Below are 17,613 nucleotides of genomic sequence, written 5' to 3'. Positions count from 1 at the left end.
TCACAAAAAGGAATGCAATTATGAATAAATCTAATACAAAGAAGCAAGATAAAGACCTATGGGCTACGCCTTGGTGGGTGTTTTGGTTTGCAGAAGCCTACTTCGGGATCAAATTTGATCTTGATGTGTGTGCAATGGCACATAATAAAAAAGTGAAAAAATACATCAGCCCAGAACAAAACACCCTACTTACAGACTGGAACGGGCGTTTTTGTTGGTGCAACCCGCCCTACTCTAACCCGTTGCCGTTTGTAATGCGGGCTATTCAGCAATCCGTACTACACAACAAAACCGTAGTAATGCTGCTCAATGTGGATAATTCGACGAAATGGTTTAATCAATGTGTGCGTAATGCTAAAGAGATTGTTTACATCACGGATCGGCGTATTCCTTTTATTAATAACGAAACGGGCGAAGAAACCGATCAAAATAATAAAGGGCAAATGCTGGTTTTATTTGCCCCGAATAACGGCTTAGATTGTTTGAAAACAAGCTATGTTTCAATGCTAAAAATGCGAGAAATTGGCAATCAATGGGGGCGTGAAAATGGTTTATCAGCCTTTTAGTCATATACCCGTAAATCGTAATGCATTGCCTTATGATTTACCTTATCAACCTAAAAATGAGGATAAAAAAATGAATAATATCAATATCACACCTATTATTGATTGGTTTAAAACTGCTATACCACAGCCTACAGATAAAAATAGAGCTGTACAAATTGGAGTACATTTTGAAGAAGTAGCAGAAATGACTACTGCTATTTATAAAGATGGCTTACAAAATCCATCTATTATTTTAGACTCTCGTAAATCATTCAGTGAATTATCAGAACATTTTAAACAAGATTGGCTGGTTAAAAATAATTCATTTACTAATAAACAGAAAAAAGAACTATTAGATTCACTGTGCGATCAAATAGTTACTGCAATTGGCGTAGCCCATATGTTAGGAATGGATATTCAAGGGGCATTAAATGAAGTTAATCGCTCTAATTGGTCAAAATTTGAAAATGGTAAACCAGTTTTTAATGAGCAAGGAAAGATCGCAAAAGGGAAAAACTACTTTAAACCTAATCTAAGTAATTTTATAAATAAAGGTGTATTATGAAAGAGCATTTCACTAAATTATTAAACCTAGTAATAGCCATACCTAATCTATTATTATTAATTTCGTTCCATATAATACTTTTCTACAAAATCCCTATGGATTTATTAATGGGAGATAAGTTAGATTTTTTCAAATGGTTTATCGCTTATAAACATTGGTGGCGTGTGTTATTAAATGATTTTGGGTTAATTAGTAAAGAGGCATTGCAAGAAACGCAGGAGGCCTTTGATAATCTATTGGAAGATTAATCAACCATAATTAATGAGGGTGAAAATATGCTTAAGAAACTGAAATATTTTTTATTCGGGCTATGGTATCCCGTTTCTTATGAAAATTATCGGGATATTAGTTACAGCAAGATAGGAGCAGAAAGCCATAGAATTTATTGGATTAATTTAAAAACGGGTAAACACAAAACAACCTACTATTTTAATAAAGGGTTTATGTCAGATTATCGTTTTAATATTATGCAAAATATTTATAAAAAGAATTATATTATTAGGGAAAAGAAATAATGTATAAGATTAAAAATATCATTAAATTTATAGTGACTATATTAAAATTTATTTTTGGTGTGTTACTTTTATTATGTACTATTTATCTAGCTATGAAATATGAAAATAGTTTACAAGTAATTCCTATCAGAGAATGCAGCCCTTTCTCTTTTTGTGATTATAGAAAATAAAATCAGTACGACGCTCATAAAAAAACAAAACCGCTTAAGCGGTTTTATTTTTGTAAGTGCGGTAAATTTCACAAAGGGCTTTTATTCCTTGCGGACGTGAATTGCCAAGTTCGGCAAGAATTTCATCAAATTCATTGGCTAGGTCTGTTGGCATTTGTAGCATAATTCGGCGAACTTTCCCTTCTTCAAGGGCTTTTTTGGTGTGGGCGGCTGCGGTTTTGGCTCTTAATTTTTTGCTGTGTTCTGTCATTGCGTTTGCCATAAGTCTTCCTCTATTACATCAAAACTTGATTTTTATCTGAATATTCATTAAGATTGGAGTCATCGGGAGGGTGCGACCTCCCGATGGATTATCTTAGAACGCTGGCATAGCCACCATTAGCAAGATAATTAGGATAATCACTTTGACTAGCATATCCTAAACTCCATTTTAGCCCCACTCTGAACAGCGTGGGGTTTGCTGTATCTAGCCCTTGCTAGATGTTTTGCATTATACTATATAAAATAATAAACGCAAGTATTTTTTCATTTTTTCCTCAACAAAAAAGCCGCTTTCGCGGCTTTATTATCGTTATAATGCTCGTTTTATTTTTTCTTTATCTTGTTCTGATATCAAACCCAAAATATGTGTTAATAAACTATCTTTAATTAACAAACTCGTTTTAGTTGTATGGCTGAACTCTTGATTAAAAACAAAATGATGGTTGCATTCGGGATTACAGCAAGAACAATACAATTTATTAAAATTTTCATTCAAATGTTCTGTTTTTTCAATTCTTGCCTTTGATTTACATACATTGCAATAAATTCTCGGATTCCTTGCCATTTTCAAATCCCCCTATCTACCAATTAATGTTATTACTATATCAAATCACTGTGCATTTATACAGATTGAAAATGAAAAATTATTCCACTTTTTTTGCGTCTAAGAACTTGACTTTTAACACATTTCCAATCTCGGGATCGCTATTAATCGCTTGGCTAATAATGGACTGCATTGGCAACACTTCATCTTGTCGATAAGTATCACGTAATTTGATCGGGTCGCCCAATCCGCCTGCATTACTTGGGATAATTCCCCCTAAGCCGGGTGGGAATCGGTGAGCGGTTAAAATATCCTGGGCGGATATGTTTTTGATGTTAGCAAATTCATCTTTAGTGCCAGTATCGCCAATTGGAATAATTTTCACACCATCGGGCGAACCATTGGGAATATTGATAAACATACTTTTAAAATTCCCCACTCCGCGGCTTTGCTCAATTTTTTTCGCTAGCTCTTCTTCCATTTCCTCGTTGAGATCGGGATCGGTCGCATACAAAATAAAGCCCATATGAGCCCCATTGCTAAAATAACGGCGGCGGAATATGGTTGCATCTGAATTGAGCAAAGCGGATTGAATCCCGCCCACATAATCGGGTGAGCCGTAAACTTGTTGCATTGGGTCATAGAGCTTAATAAAAATGATGTCTTTCGCCTCAAATTGATACACTTCGTTATCTTCATTCAGCAAGGATTTACGCAGTAAATAGGTATAGCCGCCGTCTTTACGCACACGCAAATAAAGGGAAGATAACACGTGCAACCGTACCACTTGCCCAAAGCCATTGCGGATTTTGAGCAAGCCCACGTCGCCAAACTGAATGAGATTTAAACATAACGCCCGCATATCCATTTTTGACAATGCCCCGCCCGTATAATCACTACTGATCATATTGGCACGGCTATTTAAAATGCCGCAATGTTGGGCGTTTTGGTGTGGTAACTTTGCCAACACTTGGCGATTAATCGGCGGAAGATAACAGTGGTATGTGTTATCAAAGCCTAAGCCCATATAATCCAAGGCTGGTGCACCCGTTAGGCTATTTTTATCTAGTTCATCATAATTGAATGATTTAACTTGAACAGATTTATATTTTGAAAGTGCGGTCTTTTTTTTCGTCATTTTTTACATTCTCCAAACGCTGCGGCGTTTTTTGTTTTCATTAAGAGGTTTGTGATCAACGGCATTACAAATCGCCCAAAACACATCAGCGTGCTGGTTTTGGCTAGTGCGGTCAGCGATATAAGTCATTTGCCCACCGCTTCGGGTGGTGGTCTGTTTAATCATTAAGAAACTGGCTGGAATATCCGTTTCTTGCTCCGACCATTCGATCAAGCCGTTTTCAACTAAATCATAGACTTTCAACACCATTGAGGCTTTCACCTCTGGGCTATAATTAATCGCGGTGGTTGCACGTGGGGCGAAATCTTTCACCATTTCATACACCCCCACACCTACGCCCGTGGCATCAATGCCGATATGGGTAAAATGGTATTTTTCAGCCAGTTCTTTAATTTGTTCTGATTGATACTTATAGCTTAAGCCGTGCCATTGGTGGCGTTCTAATATGCGGAATTTTTCTTTTGGCAGAATAGGCGGAGCTATCACGACAAAACTCGCTCCATCCACACTGTGAGCGGGATCATACCCGCCCCATACTTCACGCCCTCCGATCGGGTTCGGATCGTTAAAATTAACGTCTTTCCATTTGTGCGTTTCTACCGCACATTTGAGCAATTTCCCAATATTGAAAATGGAATCGGCATCATCAACCCACTTACACATAAAGAGCTGTTCAAAGGCGGCTTTGCTATATTTTTGGCGTAGAGCGTCAATATCAAATAGCACGCCTGCCCCGCCTGCAATGGCATCTTCAATAGTGATGACATAACGCCATTGCCCATCAGGGCAAACGCAGCCGCCTTTTCGCATTGCTTCAAAAGTGGGGAAAACAACTTCTTTACGTTCAGCCGATCCTTGTTTCCAAAGCTCACCACTCCAGAACTTATAAGCTCCGTGAAATTTTGAAGAAGGGGTAGTAAAATAGGTTTCACGCCATTTTTTGTGCGTTGCCATTGCCGAAGATACGGTATTAAACTCTTCAAAATTGCGTAACCACGCGTATTCATCGCCGTAAACGTGTCCGTGATAACCTTGTGCCGTCGATTTATTAGTGGATAAAAAATGCAGCTCCGCCCCATTGCTCAAAATAATCGGATTGCCTTTAAGTTCTACCTCAAAGTATTCTTTCGCCATTTTGATGATGTAGGTTTTAAAGATTTCCGCTTGGCGTTTGGAGGCAGATAAAAAGAGTTGGTTATCCCCTGTTAAAATGGCATCTTCTAAGGCTTCAAAAGCAAAATAGTAGGTCATACCCACTTGGCGAGATTTTAGAATATTGCGGACTTTGTGATGCTTGTTGTCGCGACAAGTGAGCTGATAACTAAAAAGCGTATCAAGAAACGGCTGAAACATTTCGGGCGTAATGTGCGAAACGTCATTTTTCGCTTTTTTCGGCTTTTTCTTGCGATCTTCTGTTTCGGAAAAATGGGCTTCAGATAACACCGCACTTTGATTTTCCGCAATCGGCTTTTGTTTTTGTGTTGCCCGTTGCTTTTTATATTGCAGATCCTTATCAATCAAGGCTTCTAATTCCTTGATTTCTTGCTCTGTTTTGCCCTCTCTTTCCGTGAGCGTGATAATCCGCAAGGCAATCAATTCTTCTATGCCTTGTTCGTTGATTAAATTTCGCCAGTTGTATTTTTCCGCCCAATAATAAATCGGGCGGGCAGAATTTAGCCCCAGTTCTTGAGCGATTTCGGCGGGTGTCCATTTTTTCAAATATAAATGTCTTGCCCCGTAAATCACTTCATCAGAATAACGTTGGGATTTTCGCTTGCGTAATGTTTTGATCGTATCCATACCGCTATTTTTCGCCATTTCAACGGAAAAAATAGCGACAGAATTCGGATATGTTCGGATATGGCTTGTTTTGCGGTATATCCGAACATATCCGAATTTTACACCGTGATTTTTTGCCAAAGATGGGAAAGAATGCCCGAAGTAATGATTGAAACCTTGCAACAAAAAGGCAGAAAAAATGAAGAACGAAAGCAAAATCAAAACAGGGTTTATTTGTGTGGCGACATCGGGTTATTCCGTTGATGGTCGTCAGATTACTGCCGCCGAATTGCACGAAATGGCAGAAAGCTATGATCCTGAATTGTACACTGCGAATTTATGGCTAGAACATCGCCGCTTTATGAGTTTCGGGCAAGTGCTAGAACTCAAAGCTGAAGATCAACCTAACGGCGAAACCAAACTTTATGCCGTAATCGCCCCAAATCAACATCTTGTTAGTCTCAATGCTGAAGGGCAAGGCTTATTTTCTAGCGTTGAAATTATGCCGAATTTCCGAAATACGGGAAAAGCCTATTTATTCGGTTTAGGGGTAACGAATTACCCAGCTTCCGCAGGAACAACAAAACTTGATTTTTTCAATGTAAATCAAAATGGTAGCGAATTTGGCGAATTTGTAAGAATTGATTTTGCTATTCCCACAGAAAACGAAGAAGAAAAAATTAAGCGCGGGTTTCTTGGGGCGTTAAAGGAATTTTTTGTAAAACCAGCTCAAACCAATGAGCAAACTCAATCCGATAATAACAATAACAAAGAGGAAAACCTTATGACCGATGAACAACTTGCCAAATTTGGTGCTGTGATCGCTACCGCTGTGGCTTCCGCTTTTAGTGCCAAGCAAGAGCCTGAAAAGCCCGCAGAGCCAAAGGCAGAGCAACCCAAAGAAGCCCCTGCTGCGGAAAATCAAGGCGTAACCAAAGAAGAATTTAACCAACTTTTAACTTCTTTCCAAACCCTTGAGCAAAAATTTAATGCGTTAAGCCAAGAAGCAACGCCCGTGCCAAACGGCGTGCCAGTAGAAGGCAAACAAAACGTGTATTCCGTAAATGGCTATAACATTGATTTAAGTAAAGGATTTTAATAATGAATCGTCAAGCATATTACGCCCTTGCGGCGGCATTATCCGCACATTTTAATGTGCCAATGGACGCGGTTTTACGCGGTGAAAGTTTTTCACTGAAAGCCCCTGAAGCTGCCTTATTAGGATCAAATATTCAGCAACGTTCTGAATTTTTGAAACAGATCAATATGGTGCAAGTGGCTACCTTGAAAGGTAACAAACTCTTTGGAGCAACTGAAAAAGGGGTAACAGGTCGTAAAACAAACGGACGCAACCTTGCTTCACTGGATCACACACAAAACAGCTTTGAATTAGCGGAAACCGATAGCGGTATTCTCATTCCTTGGGCGTTATTTGATTCTTTTGCATTGTTCAAAGATCGCCTTGTTGAGCTTTATAGCGAATATTTCCAAAATCAAGTGGCATTAGATATTTTGCAAATTGGTTGGAATGGTCAAAGTGTGGCAGCAAATACCACAAAATCAGATTTATCTGATGTAAATAAAGGTTGGTTAAAGCTGCTTGCGGAACAAAAAGCCGCTAACTTTATGACAGAAGCAGAGGCTTCAAGTGGAAAAATCACGATTTTTGGCGAAGGTTCCTATTACGCTAACCTTGATGAATTAGCCTTCGATTTACGCCAAGGCTTAGACTATCGCCACCAAAACCGAAACGACTTAGTGTTCTTGGTGGGGGCGGATTTAGTCAGCAAAGAAACCAAACTCATCCAGAAACAACACGGCTTAACCCCAACAGAAAAAGCCGTTTTAGGCTCGCATAATTTAATGGGTAGCTTTGGCGGTATGAATGCCATCACTCCGCCTAACTTCCCTGCTCGTGGTGCGGTGGTAACGGCATTAAGTAATTTGAGTGTGTACACCGAAGCGGAAAGCGTACGCCGTGCATTGCGTAGTGATGAAGATCGTAAAGGGGTGATTACCTCTTACTATCGCCAAGAAGGCTATGTGGTTGAGGATTTAGGCTTAATGACCGCAATCGATCACACTAAAGTCAAATTTGCAGGTGAAAGCTAAGGGGTAAAAAATGGGAATGCGTGAATTTCAAAAACGAATGGAAAAACTGACCGCACTTGAAAATCCAGAGGCGGCAAAAGTGGCTGATGTGGTTTCGCACAGTCAGCAAGAGGTGATTGATATTGCCTTAAAAAATGACGTTGAGAAAATTCGCTCACTCTCTAGCCTTGCAGACCGTGCAGAATACAAACGCAATCACTTTTTTCCAAAGTGGTTGCCGTTGGTTGAAGAATATTTTGCCAAAGGAGAAATTTATCAAAATGACGTTATTGCCTATTGCATTATCTATTCTTTTGATGTTGGCGATTTGGGCAGTGCTACACGATTGGCGAGAATGGCTATTGCCCAAAACCAAGCAATGCCAGCCAATTTTCGCAGTACCTTGCCGACCTTTGTGGCTGACCAAGTGTTGGCGTGGGCTGAAAGAATGGCTCACCAAGGTCAAAGTGTGGAGCCTTATTTTTCTGACACATTTGAAGCGGTGGCGACAGCGTGGAAACTCCACGAAATCGTAACGGCGAAATGGTACAAATTCGCCGCAACGCTCTTTTTACGCAACGCACAAGGCGAAGTTCACGCGGCTAGCGTTGCAGACATTGAAAGCCTTGAAATGGCGTTATTTTTGGCACAAAAAGCCAATGAATACAACCATAAAGCGGGCGTAAATTCAATGATTGACCGCATTATTATGCGACTTAAAAAACTCCACCAAAGTGCGGATCTTAACTTGGTTATTCGCCATCTTACTGTAGAAGACGCAATAGAAAAGTTACGATCCCGCACTTCTTTAGCAACTCCAGCCCTAGCCGACAAGGAGCAAGCCGATGTTTAACGGGGTGGCGATTGAATATGATGATAGCGTTATCAGTTCTAATGGCTTTTGGGGCGATATTGAAGTGAGCGAATTTCAAAAACAACGTGCTATCCCCGTTCAAGTGCCAATCGAAATGATTAAGGCTTCACTGATTCAGGCAATGCAAGAAGTTGAATTGGAGCTTGAGGAAGTGGCACAGCATTATCAATCCAAGGGCATTTTGCACGTTCGCGAGATTACCACCGTACAAATTGGCGGGGAAAACTTCGCTCAAACGCAATATAAAAAAGCGGTATTCGCCCGTGCCAAAGCGGATTTATTACCCGAGTTCCTCACGCTATCCGCAAGGGAAATCCACGAGGGGCGGGAGCTGGTACAAGCACAAAAAAGCCTGTTGGCTGAATCCTCTTTCGCAATTCGTCGCTTGAAAGGGAAAAAACGGGGGAAGGTATGGCTACTTTAATGCTGTATCAGCAATTAACGGAATTTTTAAAAAAGCAACTGCCCGAAAGTTATCGGAAGAACCTTTATTCTTGGATTGAAAAAGGGTCATTGATTAATCAAGGTGGCGATATTACCCCAACAGGAATTGAGGTTGCTCATATTCGCTATTCAGCTACGTTGCTTTTTAATGAGTTTCCTTATCGTAAATTATCCGCCTCGTTGGTTATGGCTCAAATTCAAACGTGGCTTAATGAACACGATGAATTACGTTGCCAATTAGATTTTGCGGATTGTGATTTTAGCTTAGATATTTATGACGATGACACGGCAGATTTAACCTTTGATATTGAATTTCAAGAGCCAATTACCGCCGTTATTGATCCAAAAGGCACGTTAGAAATTGACGGTCAGCGGTACAAACTTGATGACATTGAAATTATTACCGCAGAAAAAATAGAGCTAATTATTAATGAATGACATTATTTTGAAATTATCAAAAGAAAGTTTAAAACGCTTCCGCCGTGATATGCGGTTACTAACTCTTTCCCCCGATAAGAAGAAACAAGTTATTCAGCGTACAGCTTGGCGAATTAAAGATAACGCGAAAAAAGCCGTTAATCAACAGCGAAGCCCTGATGGTAAACCGTGGGAAAAGCGAAGAGTTGGCAAAGGGAAAATGCTTAAACGCCGTGCAAAATTTTTGAATACAAAAATACAAGGCAATAACACGGGCGTATTAGGCTATAAAAATAAAAAAAGTTCGGAGTTATCCGCAGAACATCAATACGGCTTAGAAGTTGAGTTAGCGAAAAATCAAAAATTGACGTTAGGCGACAAAATTCAACTTATCAAAAATAAAAATAATCCTTGCTCTGATAGCCAAGCTAAAAAATTAAAAGATTTAGGCTACCAAATTAGGCTTAAAGGTGGGCGAAGAAAAAATGCCAGTTTACGGGAAATCAAAGCACGCTTAACAATGGGGCAAGCTGGGCTAATTATCCGCCTAATGAGTAAAGCATTAAATCAAAATAAGCAAAATGCGGTAAATGGAAAAATAAAACTACCTGCACGCCCATTTTTAGATGAAAACACGCAGCACAATGCTGAAATAATGGCTGCCGAATTAGCTAAAGTTTTGACACTAAAATAACAACAATAACAAGAGGTCAATCACTATGTACCCTTATGTACGAATTAACGCCCTTAATCAATTAAGTGGCCCGACAAAAGAAATTGAACGCCACGCCCTATTTGTTGGCGTGGGTGAAACCAATAAAGAGAAATTGATTGCGATCACCCCTGACAGTGATTTAGACAAGGTTTTTGGCACAACTGAAACCGAGCTAAAAAAACAGGTGCATACCGCGATGGTCAATGCCAATTCGGATTGGTACGCCCACGTGTATATTGCTGATGAAAGCGGTTATGACTTTGTCGAGTGCGTGAAAGCGGCTCAAAGTGTGGCAAGTTTTGAATTTTGCGTCAATACCTACACCACGGGCATTGATAAAAGCAAAATCAACGCGTTGCAAACCTTATATAAAGAATTGCTTAATTCCCTTTCTCGTCGCACCTTTTTTATTCAGTCAATCGGCGGAATTAACGCTGATCCAAGCGAGGGAGAAACGTGGGACGAATATGTTGCAAAACTCGTTACCCTACAACAAGAGATCGTAGCCGAACACGTTATGCTTGTGCCTAATTTAATGGGCAATGATGTTGGTGCGTTGGCTGGACGTTTAGCCAATTCTGCCGTTTCCGTCGCAGATAGCCCCGCTCGCGTTAAAACAGGGGCGTTGGTGAATATTGGTGATAACAAACCGAAAGACAAAGACGGCAATGAAATCACCATTGCACACCTAAAAAGCCTTGAGCAAGCCCGCTATTCCACGTTTATGTGGTATCCCGACTATGATGGCTACTATTGGTCTGATGGGCGAACCCTTGATGTAGAAGGTGGTGATTATCAAGCGATCGAAAATGTGCGGGTAATTGATAAAGCGGCTCGTAAAGTGCGATTACTTGCCATTGCGAAAATTGCCGATCGTTCATTTAACTCAACCTCATCAAGTACTGAGTTTCACCAAACTTATTTCGCAACCCCTTTACGCGAAATGAGTAAATCCACCCAAATTGCAGGGATCACCTTCCCTGGAGAATGTATGCCACCGAAAGAAGGCGATATCGTGATTAACTGGATGAATAAAAACGAAGTCAAGATTTATATGAAAGTGCGAACTTATGATTGCCCGAAAGGCATCGAAGTCAATATTTTCTTAGATTTAACCACCTTAGGAGATTAAGGCAATGAGTGCAAGAATTTCAGGAATGAACTTTGATATTTATATGTTAGGTCAGCCGATCCACGTGGAGGCGGTGAGCTTATCCATTTCCGACAACAGTGCAGCGGCGACAAGCCGCGGTGTGCCAGATGGTTTTGTTGATGGTGATGTATCCGCCGAAGGTGAGCTTGAAGTAGATACAAAAAACTTCGGCAAAATCAAAATGGTTGCGGCTGCCGTAGGCAGTTATCGGGATTTACCCGAAACTGATCTTGTGTTTTTTGCCAAACGAGGCAGCGAACGCCAAAAAGTGGAAGCCTTCGGCTGTAAATTACTGATTACCGATCTGTTAGATATTGATCCTAAAGGTGGTAGTAAATCCACCCGTAAAATCAAATATTTTGTAACTAGCCCCGATTTTGTTCGCATTGATGGCGTGCCGTATCTCTCTAGCTACGACACCCGCGATTTAATCGGCTAACCCTATTTGGCGACCGTTTGGCATTAACATAACAATAATAATAAACACAAGAGAAACGAGTTCGCCAATCTTTTTGAGGTGTACCAATGTTTAACGACATTATCAATTTTTTCAAAACCAATACTGCTCCGATTTCAGGATCAGTTGCCGTGGCTTTTGGCAGCTTATCGCCAAATGAAGCCGCAGCGATTGCCAGTATTGTTTTTGGTTTTTGCACTATCGCAATGAATTTTTATTTTAAACATCGTGAGCTGAAACTACGTAAACAAGAAATCGAACGGAAATATCGCAATGAAAATGAGCCAAAAAACAAACCATAAAGGATTATTAATGTGTGCGGTTTTCGCTGTGCTTGCCCTTGTTGGAGCGAAATATAGCCAAGATTTACGCACCAGCCCGCAAGGTTTGCAACTGATTGCCAACGCAGAAGGCTGTGTACGCAATCCTTATCAATGCCCAAGTGATGTGCTAACGGTAGGTATCGGCACAACGGACAACGTAGAAAAAATTAAGCCGAATAAAATTTATTCCCTTGATGAGATCGCCCGCTTGTATGCCAAAGGGATTAAACAAGCAGAACAATGCGTAAACCAACACGCCAACGGGCAAGCAATGCCACAAGGGGCATTTGATGCCTTAGTAAGCATTACTTACAACGTAGGCTGCGGAAAAATGCAAAAAAGCACCCTGTTTAAGCTAGCAAAACAAGGTTATAAGCCTGCAATGTGCGATCAGTTTCCCCGCTGGGTTTATAGCAACGGGAAGCCCCTTAAAGGGCTGATTGAGCGGAGAAAAAAGGAGCGTGATTTATGTTTGGACGGTTAAATTTTGCGGATATTGGCTTGTTTGTGGTGATGTTCTTCGGTGTGCTATTTATCGCGTTTATAAGTTCCCAAAACAGTAAATTAAAGCAAGAAAACCGCCTACTTAGTCAGCAAGTCATACAACTTGAAAAGCAAGAAAAGGCGATGGTTCAGCGGTTGGAAAAATTACACGCGATGACTGAACAAGCGTCAAAAATGGCAGAAAAAAACACCGCACTTTATCAACAAAAACAAAATGCGTTAAAGGTGGCAAATGAAAAACATAAAAACTGGGCTAATCAGCCTGTGCCTGATGATGTTATTCGGTTGCTCAACGCAGCCCATTAACACGGCTCAAGTGATTATTTGCCCGATTGTAGCAAGTTGCGATCGCCCTACGCTAGCGATTAAAACCAATGGCGATTTAGTCAATGCCTTAATAGATTATCAGCACAATTTGAGCCAATGCCAATTAGCTAACCGTACATTAAAGCAGTGTATTAGGGACTACAACCAATTTTTACAACAACAATAAGAAACCAAAAGGAAAAACACAATGAAAAATGAAGCAACCCAATTACTTGAAAAATTCGGCATTAAAAATACGCTTACCGTTGAAATTAACGGCATTGAATTAACTTTTAATCGTGATGATGCCGCGTTTGACGCGTTTACGAACGAAGTCGAAAAAGACAACCGTATCACGCCGATCAAAGATTATCTGCTTGCGACAATCAGCAAGGAACACAAAGAAACCTTGTTGCAAATTATTCATTTGCCGGGTGTGGCGTTGGCGTTAAATGAAAAAGTGAGTAAAGCCTTTATCGCTGACATTGAAGTTAAAGTAAAAAACTAATTGAGAGGGTGGAACGGTTGGAGCAAAACGGCTACGCACAAGCGATCGCCTTGCGTATGCACTATTTACCGCACGCCGATAACCACCCTCAAAATTTAGCCCGTGCCTTATGGCTAGACAAAAGGCACTGGGAGAATATGGCGAACACCGTCGCAAATGGGATAAGCAAATGTTTTTAGGGTAAAAGATGGCAATTAAAGGCTTGGATTATGTAATCCATTTAACCGACAAAATGACTGGTCCGCTCAAAGGCGTAAGCAAAGGCGTTGATAATTTTGTTAGCAAAACAAAATCCGCAATGAGCAATATTGCAATGGGTGGGGCGGGGCTTTTTGCGGTGGGTAAAAGTATGCAAGCCGCCTTAATGCCCGCAATCGAGATGGATAGGGCTTTAGGTGAGATGGCTTCTCTTGGTGTGGCTGATAGTGCGATTGAGAAACTTCGCAATACAGCCACCGAATTTGCCGTGGAGTATGGCAAAGATTCCGTTGAAGTGGTGAAATCTGCCTATGGCATTAAACAAGCCTTCGGCGAACTTTCCGATCTTGAATTAAGCGGTTTAACCAAAACCACAAATGTAATGGCAGCAGCAATCAAAACCGACGCGAATAGTGCCAAAGATTACCTTTCCCGCCTTTACAGCATTTACAAAAACGAAGCAGACAGTGTGGGCAAAGTGCAATGGGCCGAAAAAGTCGCCTCACAAACTGCGATCGCTACAACCCTATTTAAATCCAGTGTTACTGATATTGAAGCGGGTTTTAAAACCGTTTCAGGCACAGCCCAAAAAATGGGCGTTTCTCTTGGTGAACAAATGGCGGTGATCGGTCAGTTAGGCGATAAAGTGGATACCACAAAAGCAGGAAAACAATTTGAAAGTTTCTTACTTGGGCTTGATTCCGCAGAGAAGAAACTTGGAATGAGCTTTCACGACAACAACGGCAAACTACTTAGCACCGACAAAATTTTACGCAAATTAAAAGCCAAGTTTGGCGATGTAACCAAACATCGGGACATTTTGAAAAAAGCCTTTGGCGGTGATGGAGCTTACAAGTTTATTGCCAATATGATCGACGAAAGCGATCGACTTGGATCAAACATTGACAAACTCGCCAACGTGAAGGGAATGGACGCAGTGAGTGCTCAAGCTCATAAGATGACGGACGTATGGGAACAGCTAGAAGCCTTAACCAAGGGGATCGCGATTTCTATTGGTTCATCACTTCAGCCCGTACTCTACCCTATCTTAAGTAAAATTGTTGGAATTGGTAAAGGCTTTTTAGAATGGCTTAATACTTATCGCAATATTGCCCGTTGGATTGGTTATTTATTCAGTGCCTTAATGGGGTTTGCCGCGGTTGGACCTGTGATTATGACCTTAAAAGGTATTTTCGGGCTTTGGTGGGGATCAATGAAAGGGGCTTGGGCAATCATTACAAAACTCGCACAAGCGACAAAACTCAATATTGTGCTTAATAAACTTTGGGCGGCGACAATGTGGGTAATTAACACTGTAATGAAAGTGATCTCCATTGGTGCACGCTTAATGTGGGCGGCGGTAACGGGCCCTATTGGTTTGGTGATTGCGGCGATTGCCTTAATTGGTTATGCCATTTATGCCAACTGGGACAAAATCAAAGCCGCTTGTTTAGCAGGCTGGGAATGGCTCACGGCACAATGGAACGCCTTTACGCAGTGGCTTTCTGAACTTTGGGGAAGTTTCAGCGGTGTGCTAGCGGAATTGTGGGATGGTATTTCTGCCGTATTTACGGATTTATGGGCGGGTATTCAAAACGGTTGGGATCAAGTGGTGGCGTTTTTCTCCAACATCAGCCCATTAGAGAGTTTTAAAAAGTTAGGGCAAGGGCTGACTGATATTTTTACGAACGCGTATAACAGCCTAAAAAATAGCCTCATCGGAATGGTGAATTGGCTGATTGAGAAGCTGAATAAATTGCCGGGCGTGAATATTGATTTAATCCCAACTGTTAGCACAGAAAGCACAAATAACTCGCTAACAAGTGCAGAAAAAATGGCGAGCTTAAGCCATTCACTGAACGCGGCAAACCTTGCCGCAAATGCAGGCAATATCGCGGTCTTGCCGTCGCTTCCTGACGCGGTGAAACCGAAAACCGAATTTAAGCAAGGCTTTTTGGCAAACAAAAACATTTCAAATCAAACCTCGCACACCGTGAATTACGGTGGAGTAAATGTGTATGCCAATGATCCAAAGGCATTTGAAAAACAAATGCAGGATAGAACCGCACTTGGAGCTGCTTAATATGGATAAGCTGTATTTTGACTTATTGATCAAAAACGAAGATTTAACCTTAGATAGCGGCGGCTTGCCGATATTATGCTACAACCAGCAATCTATCGCCCAAGATATTAAGCACGCGATTTTGGAAAGTGGCTTGGCGACGCAATTAATCGCGGAACGGAGCAAAATTTTACGCCGCGATATTATTTTGCAAATGATTTTTTTAGCTGAAGATGATGAACGGCTTATCCCTGGAACTATCACGATTGAGGAAGAAAGCCCGAACCGCTTATTTTTAACCGCAGAAACCTATGATTTTGGTTCGATCAATTTAGGAATTAACGTCAATGAGTAATGAATTTAAACAAATCCTTGTTGATTCAGGATTACCCACAGAAGAAAGCGAAATTCGCCAAGAATTTGAACGGCTCACACAGCAAGAGGGGCTAATCACTAACACTAGCCGAATGTCGCCTTTTTGGCGTTTAATCTCCGCAGTTGCTATTCAGCCTGTGAAATGGCTTACTCATCATTTAATCAGTGAAATTTTGCCGAATTTATTTGTAAAAACCGCAAAGGGAAAATGGTTACAGATTCAGGCTTGGGCGGTGGGATTGGATTTTAAAGAAGCAACCAAAGCCGAGGGGGAAATCACCTTTTACAAACAAAGCGATCTCACGCCGATCATTATTCCACAAGGCACAATCGTACAAACCGAGCGAATTAATGGGGTGATTTTTAGAGTTATCACCACGGCGGCAACGGAGATCCCCAAAGGCTCAATCAGCGGAAAAGTTCCCGTTATTGCGGAAGCTGCAGGCAGCGATTATAACCTTGCGTCAGGCTACTATCGCATTTTACCCGAACCCATTAACGGCATTGAAAGCGTACTCAATGAAGCCGAATGGTTGCTTACACCGGGATCAGATAAAGAAACCGACGAAGAGTTACGCCAACGCTATCGCACTCAGTTTTCTAGTGTGGGACAACATCATATTGATAGCGTTTATCGCGGAATGATAGCCAAAATTGCTGGGTTATCTGTGGATCGTATTTACTTTAAACACGACGCACCAAGAGGACCGGGAACAGCGAACGCCTATCTTTTATTAGATACGGGGGTAACCAGTCAGCCTTTTGTCGATCGCGTTAATCACTATGTTCGTGATGAGGGATATCACGGACACGGGGACGATTTACTTTGCTTTGCAATGCCTGAAACGCAACATCGTTTAACCTGTAAACTTTATTTTGCTCCTAGCCAAAATGTGAGCGAATTAAAACAAACTGAAATTAAAACCCAAGTAGAAAATATGATCCGCTGTGCATTCCGCGAAAATAATAATTATGCGGTAACTAAAACCTATCCGCATAGCCGCTTTTCTTGGTCGCGGTTAGGTGAAGAAATTCACGAAGCTCAACCGTTGATTTCTTCAATTATTTGGGGACAACAGGATATTTTGAGCGATCTCGCTATTCCACGCATTCAATCTTTAACCGTGAGTATAGAACAATGATAAAAATAACCTTGCCTTTTTGGTTGGATAAAGGCGAATTAAATAAAATCGCCCGACTTTTTGAAAAATGGTGGGCTTATAGTTTAAGGATGTTATCCACGCCATTTTCAATCTTTGACGAAGAAAAATGCAGTGAAACTATTTTAAATTTCATTGCGTATTCTCGTGATATTGAACGTTTCAAGGGTGAACCCTTAGCCCTTTATCGTAAGCGGGTCAAATATGCCTTTTTAAATGCCAAAGACGCAGGCAGCAAAATGGGATTTATCCGTATTTTTGACCGTTTAGGAATTGGATACGTTGAAATTGAAGAGCGTTTTGATTTAGAAAATTGGGATGTCATTAAAATTAAACTTAATGACTCACAACTTGCAAAAAATCCCGAATTATTAATGTTAATTATTCGCAAATATGGGCGAACTTGTCGCCGATATACGTTTGAAGTAATGACAAATAATAAACTCACCATTTATCACGGTGAATTTGACTGTGATTATCGTGCGTATCATTTTAAAGCCAACGTATAA

The 17,613-nt window shown here is 40.9% G+C and carries 26 protein-coding genes; 22 read left to right on the top strand and 4 right to left on the bottom strand.

The window, feature by feature from the left end:
• Positions 1-20: 20 nt before the first annotated feature.
• The 4 genes from HBL79_RS01005 to HBL79_RS00990 all read left to right on the top strand — a co-directional run bounded on the left by HBL79_RS01005 (position 21) and on the right by HBL79_RS00990 (position 1,625).
• Complete coding sequence (locus HBL79_RS01005; protein ID WP_035688593.1) at positions 21-566, top strand: phage N-6-adenine-methyltransferase; 546 nt, start codon at positions 21-23, stop codon at positions 564-566.
• Positions 547-1,110 carry a nucleoside triphosphate pyrophosphohydrolase family protein gene (locus tag HBL79_RS01000; RefSeq protein WP_241431805.1) on the top strand — a complete coding sequence of 188 codons (564 nt, stop codon included), beginning with the start codon at positions 547-549 and terminating at the stop codon, positions 1,108-1,110. Before HBL79_RS01005 ends, HBL79_RS01000 begins: the two co-directional genes overlap by 20 nt.
• A 107-nt stretch (positions 1,111-1,217) precedes the next feature.
• Complete coding sequence (locus tag HBL79_RS00995) at positions 1,218-1,358, top strand: hypothetical protein (RefSeq protein ID WP_156127759.1); 141 nt, start codon at positions 1,218-1,220, stop codon at positions 1,356-1,358.
• Positions 1,359-1,385: 27 nt separating this feature from the next.
• Positions 1,386-1,625 (top strand): hypothetical protein, encoded by a 240-nt coding sequence (locus tag HBL79_RS00990; RefSeq protein ID WP_035688589.1) that lies wholly within the window; start codon positions 1,386-1,388, stop codon positions 1,623-1,625.
• Positions 1,626-1,829: 204 nt separating this feature from the next.
• Here HBL79_RS00990 and HBL79_RS00985 read toward each other — a convergent pair whose 3' ends face one another.
• The 4 genes from HBL79_RS00985 to HBL79_RS00970 all read right to left on the bottom strand — a co-directional run bounded on the left by HBL79_RS00985 (position 1,830) and on the right by HBL79_RS00970 (position 5,556).
• Positions 1,830-2,057, bottom strand: a complete 228-nt coding sequence (locus tag HBL79_RS00985) for a hypothetical protein (protein WP_017807140.1) — start codon at positions 2,055-2,057, stop codon at positions 1,830-1,832.
• A gap of 309 nt (positions 2,058-2,366) precedes the next feature.
• Complete coding sequence (locus tag HBL79_RS00980) at positions 2,367-2,621, bottom strand: ogr/Delta-like zinc finger family protein (RefSeq protein WP_046097310.1); 255 nt, start codon at positions 2,619-2,621, stop codon at positions 2,367-2,369.
• A gap of 79 nt (positions 2,622-2,700) precedes the next feature.
• A complete protein-coding gene (locus HBL79_RS00975) occupies positions 2,701-3,738 on the bottom strand; it encodes a phage portal protein (protein WP_035688587.1) in 1,038 nt (345 codons plus the stop codon).
• Between the two features lie 3 nt (positions 3,739-3,741).
• Entirely contained in the window at positions 3,742-5,556 is a 1,815-nt protein-coding gene (locus HBL79_RS00970; protein WP_244300915.1) for a terminase large subunit domain-containing protein, read from the bottom strand.
• Positions 5,557-5,716: 160 nt separating this feature from the next.
• On the opposite strand from HBL79_RS00970, the gene HBL79_RS00965 reads away from it, so the two are divergent.
• The 18 genes from HBL79_RS00965 to HBL79_RS00880 all read left to right on the top strand — a co-directional run bounded on the left by HBL79_RS00965 (position 5,717) and on the right by HBL79_RS00880 (position 17,613).
• Positions 5,717-6,616: a GPO family capsid scaffolding protein gene (locus HBL79_RS00965; RefSeq protein ID WP_035688583.1), complete on the top strand. Its 900-nt coding sequence runs from the start codon at positions 5,717-5,719 to the stop codon at positions 6,614-6,616.
• A gap of 2 nt (positions 6,617-6,618) precedes the next feature.
• Positions 6,619-7,629 (top strand): phage major capsid protein, P2 family, encoded by a 1,011-nt coding sequence (locus HBL79_RS00960; RefSeq protein ID WP_035688581.1) that lies wholly within the window; start codon positions 6,619-6,621, stop codon positions 7,627-7,629.
• A 10-nt stretch (positions 7,630-7,639) separates the two neighbouring features.
• On the top strand, positions 7,640-8,461 hold the full coding sequence (gpM, locus tag HBL79_RS00955; RefSeq protein ID WP_035688579.1) for a phage terminase small subunit: 822 nt from the start codon (positions 7,640-7,642) through the stop codon (positions 8,459-8,461).
• Positions 8,454-8,906, top strand: a complete 453-nt coding sequence (locus tag HBL79_RS00950; RefSeq protein ID WP_017807147.1) for a head completion/stabilization protein — start codon at positions 8,454-8,456, stop codon at positions 8,904-8,906. The genes gpM and HBL79_RS00950 overlap by 8 nt, the downstream gene beginning before the upstream one ends.
• Complete coding sequence (locus HBL79_RS00945; protein WP_035688577.1) at positions 8,894-9,364, top strand: phage tail protein; 471 nt, start codon at positions 8,894-8,896, stop codon at positions 9,362-9,364. The genes HBL79_RS00950 and HBL79_RS00945 overlap by 13 nt, the downstream gene beginning before the upstream one ends.
• Entirely contained in the window at positions 9,357-10,037 is a 681-nt protein-coding gene (locus tag HBL79_RS00940) for a phage virion morphogenesis protein (RefSeq protein ID WP_035688575.1), read from the top strand. The genes HBL79_RS00945 and HBL79_RS00940 overlap by 8 nt, the downstream gene beginning before the upstream one ends.
• Before the next feature lie 25 nt (positions 10,038-10,062).
• Positions 10,063-11,190, top strand: a complete 1,128-nt coding sequence (locus tag HBL79_RS00935) for a DUF2586 domain-containing protein (RefSeq protein WP_035688573.1) — start codon at positions 10,063-10,065, stop codon at positions 11,188-11,190.
• Positions 11,191-11,194: 4 nt separating this feature from the next.
• Complete coding sequence (locus HBL79_RS00930) at positions 11,195-11,650, top strand: phage protein (protein ID WP_017807150.1); 456 nt, start codon at positions 11,195-11,197, stop codon at positions 11,648-11,650.
• An 86-nt stretch (positions 11,651-11,736) separates the two neighbouring features.
• Positions 11,737-11,970 (top strand): phage holin, encoded by a 234-nt coding sequence (locus HBL79_RS00925; RefSeq protein WP_017807151.1) that lies wholly within the window; start codon positions 11,737-11,739, stop codon positions 11,968-11,970.
• Positions 11,942-12,475, top strand: a complete 534-nt coding sequence (locus tag HBL79_RS00920; protein ID WP_081637554.1) for a lysozyme — start codon at positions 11,942-11,944, stop codon at positions 12,473-12,475. Before HBL79_RS00925 ends, HBL79_RS00920 begins: the two co-directional genes overlap by 29 nt.
• Positions 12,460-12,801: a hypothetical protein gene (locus HBL79_RS00915; protein WP_051128122.1), complete on the top strand. Its 342-nt coding sequence runs from the start codon at positions 12,460-12,462 to the stop codon at positions 12,799-12,801. The genes HBL79_RS00920 and HBL79_RS00915 overlap by 16 nt, the downstream gene beginning before the upstream one ends.
• The gene (gene lysC / locus HBL79_RS00910; RefSeq protein ID WP_152436195.1) at positions 12,728-12,988 is read left to right on the top strand and encodes an Rz1-like lysis system protein LysC; all 261 of its coding nucleotides are present in this window, start codon (positions 12,728-12,730) and stop codon (positions 12,986-12,988) included. The genes HBL79_RS00915 and lysC overlap by 74 nt, the downstream gene beginning before the upstream one ends.
• Positions 12,989-13,009: 21 nt before the next feature.
• Positions 13,010-13,309 carry a putative phage tail assembly chaperone gene (locus tag HBL79_RS00905; protein ID WP_035688569.1) on the top strand — a complete coding sequence of 100 codons (300 nt, stop codon included), beginning with the start codon at positions 13,010-13,012 and terminating at the stop codon, positions 13,307-13,309.
• 8 nt (positions 13,310-13,317) lie between these two features.
• A complete protein-coding gene (locus HBL79_RS00900; RefSeq protein WP_021723664.1) occupies positions 13,318-13,488 on the top strand; it encodes a DUF6890 family protein in 171 nt (56 codons plus the stop codon).
• Positions 13,489-13,496: 8 nt separating this feature from the next.
• Positions 13,497-15,590 carry a phage tail tape measure protein gene (locus HBL79_RS00895; RefSeq protein ID WP_035688568.1) on the top strand — a complete coding sequence of 698 codons (2,094 nt, stop codon included), beginning with the start codon at positions 13,497-13,499 and terminating at the stop codon, positions 15,588-15,590.
• A gap of 1 nt (position 15,591) precedes the next feature.
• Positions 15,592-15,924: a DUF2590 family protein gene (locus tag HBL79_RS00890; protein ID WP_035688567.1), complete on the top strand. Its 333-nt coding sequence runs from the start codon at positions 15,592-15,594 to the stop codon at positions 15,922-15,924.
• Entirely contained in the window at positions 15,917-17,086 is a 1,170-nt protein-coding gene (locus HBL79_RS00885; protein ID WP_017807158.1) for a baseplate J/gp47 family protein, read from the top strand. Before HBL79_RS00890 ends, HBL79_RS00885 begins: the two co-directional genes overlap by 8 nt.
• A complete protein-coding gene (locus HBL79_RS00880; protein WP_026138599.1) occupies positions 17,086-17,613 on the top strand; it encodes a phage tail protein in 528 nt (175 codons plus the stop codon). The genes HBL79_RS00885 and HBL79_RS00880 overlap by 1 nt, the downstream gene beginning before the upstream one ends.

Source organism: Avibacterium paragallinarum (assembly GCF_011765605.1).
Classification (GTDB): Bacteria; Pseudomonadota; Gammaproteobacteria; order Enterobacterales; family Pasteurellaceae; genus Avibacterium; species Avibacterium paragallinarum.
This window is presented reverse-complemented; position numbering and strand designations above follow the sequence as displayed.